Below are 2,971 nucleotides of genomic sequence, written 5' to 3'. Positions count from 1 at the left end.
CGTCCAGCCCGATCTCACGTCCAGCCCGATCTCGGGTCCAGCCCAAGACCAGGCACAACCCGAAGTCAGGTACAACGGCGCCGTGCCGGAACCGCCGCGGACGCCCGGCCGCGCTCCGACCGTTCGTTGCACGCCGGCTTCCTGACGCCGCCGGCGGCTTCACGCCGCCGGTGTCCGATCGCCCCTGGCGGGGGCCGCCGTCGGGACTATCCCTGCTGCTCCGCGGTCCGTCGCCAACGGATCTCTGCGTCGATGAACTCGTCGATGTCGCCGTCCAGCACCGCTGCCGTACCGGACGTCTCGACCTCGGTCCGCAGGTCCTTCACCATCTGGTACGGGTGCAGGACGTAGTTGCGGATCTGGGAACCGAAGGAGACGTCCTGCGGGCCACCGGTCAGTCGCTGCTTTTCGGCAGCCTCCTCGGCGCGCCTGCGCTCGAGCAGTTTCGCCTGGAGCACCATCATGGCCGCGGCCTTGTTCTGCAGCTGGCTGCGTTCATTCTGGCAGGTCACCACGATGTTGGTGGGCAGATGAGTGATCCGCACCGCGGAGTCGGTGGTGTTGACGCCCTGCCCACCCGGTCCGGACGAACGGAAGATGTCGATCCGCAGTTCCTTGTCGTCGATCTCGACATGGTCGGACTGCTCGACCACGGGCGTCACCTCGACCCCGGCGAACGAGGTCTGCCGCCTGTTCTGGTTGTCGAAGGGGCTGATCCGCACGAGCCGGTGGACGCCGTGCTCGCTGCGCAACGTCCCGTACCCGTAGGGAGCCTTGATCTGGAACGTGGCGGACTTCAGGCCCGCCTCCTCAGCCTCGGAGGTGTCGAACACCTCGGTGGCATAGCCGTGCCGTTCGGCCCACCGCAGGTACATGCGCAGCAGCATCGCGGTCCAGTCGGCGGCGTCCACGCCGCCGGCGCCGGCCGAGAGCTGGACGATCGCGTCACGCTCGTCGTACTCGCCGGACAGCAGGGTGCGGACCTCGAGCACGGAGATGTCGCGGGCCAGCGTGGGCAGGTCGTTCGCGGCCTCGGCGAGCAGGTCGTCATCCCCCAGATCGAGGGCGGCGATGACGTCGTCGAGACGCCTGCGCAACGCTTCGATCCGCGAGATGTCCCCACGCACCGACGACAGCCGCCGGGTCACGGCCTGGGCGCGGTCCTGATCGCTCCACAGCTGCGGGTCTGCTGCCTCGCGCTCCAGGTCGGCTGCGCGACGCCGGAGGCTATCAAGATCAAGGACGGCTTCGATCCCGGCGAGCGTCGCGTCGAGAGCCTTGATCTCCTCTGTGATGTCGGCGGCCATGAGACCCACCTTACCTTCGGACGCACCCCACCCCCATCCATACAGATCTTGATTTTCCATCCGGTACGGATCACGGCTTGCCGGCGGCGCGGAGCGCGGCTTACCGGCACCCCCCGCCCGGCCCGGCATGCCGCCCGACATGCCGTTGGACGGGCCGTGGGACGGAGCCCGCGGGAAGGGGGTCGTGCACCGAAGGCCGCGGGAAGCAAGCAGGTGGGAGCGCATGGAGGGAACATGGGAAGCGTGGGAAGCACGGCCGTGGCCACGAAACCGCGTTGTCCGCACCTGCCGTCCCAGCACAATCGCAGCGGCGTCATCCGGCAGAAACGCCGACACGCAAGACGAAATAACGAGGAAACAATGTTACGGAAAAGAAACGGCGTTACAGGTCGGTAATTCACTCCGGCACGACCCGCGATCGGACGGCGATCAGCCCGTCGGCGTAATAGGCCTGAGAGACGTACAACACACTCCCGCATCCCGGCACGGAAGCGGCAGGCGTTCCGAAACGCTATCTTTAGCAACCAGTGGCCTCTTCGGTCTGGACGTGGTGACGTCGCGAGTGCCCTTCCAGGGCTTGCCGGAATCAGCACCGGTGACACGGGGAGTCCCCTGCCACCGCCCCGTCACCCTTCGGGTGGGAAGAGGACCGCGGCAATATGGCCCGCACGAGCCCGAAGGACGCCGACATGCCTGAGCCTGCCGACCGACGACGGGTGCTCGCGGCCACCGTGGCTCCCATTGTCGCCATGACCGACCAGGCAAATACCAGCGACCTGCACGAAGCCTGCGCACAGGCCCTGGAACAGGCGCTGGACACCTATGAGACGTCCGACCTGGCCGGCATCGTCTCCGGTCTGACGGCTCTGGAGGAGACCATGCGCACGGTGCCACGTGCGCGGCGGCTGCGAGGGTCGGTCGCGCTGGACTGGATGCGGCTGCACGCGGCCGTGACCACCACCATGGCGGGAGCCGCCTACGACCAGGGCCGCCACAGCGATGCCATGTCGCTGGCCGATCGGGCGGCGACGGTGGCTCGCGCGGCCGGCGACGGACCGCTCGCCGGCCGCGCGCTGACCGTCCGCGCCCGGGTGGTGCGCCAGCACAATCCGGCGGTGGCGCTACAGATCGCCGATGCCGCGGGCCGCATCGCCGGAACAAGCCCGGCCCGAGCCCTGGTCGCCGGCAAGGTCTCGGCCAGTTCGTATGCCGCGGTCGGCGACGTCGCCGGGGTCCGGCGTTCGGTGGCCCACGCCTGGAAGATCATGGAACTGCTGGACAGCTCCGCGCAGGGACGTCCGGGATTCGCGCTCGACACCTACTCCCCCGCGGACCTCGCGCTCGCCTCCGCCGAGGCGTTGACCACCGTCGGCGTCGCGGAGGACGCCGGACCCCATCTTGAGCGGGCCTCCGAGCTGATCACGAACAGCGGGCAGACCGGGATGGTGATCTCGGTGTACATGGCACGGGCACGGGCAGCGCTCAGCCGCGACCGCCCGGACCCCTACGAGGCCAGGCACCATGCCTCACGGGCGGTGACCCTCTCCCTGCAACGGCCGGCGGAATGGGTCGCCCGGCTCGTGCACGACATCTCCGCGCTCGCCACCAGACGCACCGGCCATGACATGGACGACCTGATCGCCACCACGTCCCCCTGGTTCTGA

Annotated in this window: 2 protein-coding genes; one reads left to right on the top strand and one right to left on the bottom strand. The window is 68.8% G+C overall.

What is annotated here, in order from left to right; all coding sequences use genetic code 11:
* Positions 1-206: 206 nt before the first annotated feature.
* Positions 207-1,307 carry a peptide chain release factor 2 gene (gene prfB, locus DD1DGNOD_RS06370; protein ID WP_131765678.1) on the bottom strand — a complete coding sequence of 367 codons (1,101 nt, stop codon included), beginning with the start codon at positions 1,305-1,307 and terminating at the stop codon, positions 207-209.
* 689 nt (positions 1,308-1,996) lie between these two features.
* Between prfB and DD1DGNOD_RS06365 the strand changes: the two genes are divergently transcribed.
* A complete protein-coding gene (locus tag DD1DGNOD_RS06365) occupies positions 1,997-2,971 on the top strand; it encodes a hypothetical protein (RefSeq protein WP_131765677.1) in 975 nt (324 codons plus the stop codon).

Source organism: Candidatus Protofrankia californiensis, from assembly GCF_900634765.1.
In the GTDB taxonomy this organism is placed as follows: Bacteria; Actinomycetota; Actinomycetes; order Frankiales; family Frankiaceae; genus Protofrankia; species Protofrankia californiensis.
The sequence above is the reverse complement of the archived record's forward strand: the minus strand, read 5'-3'. Positions and strand labels throughout refer to the sequence as shown.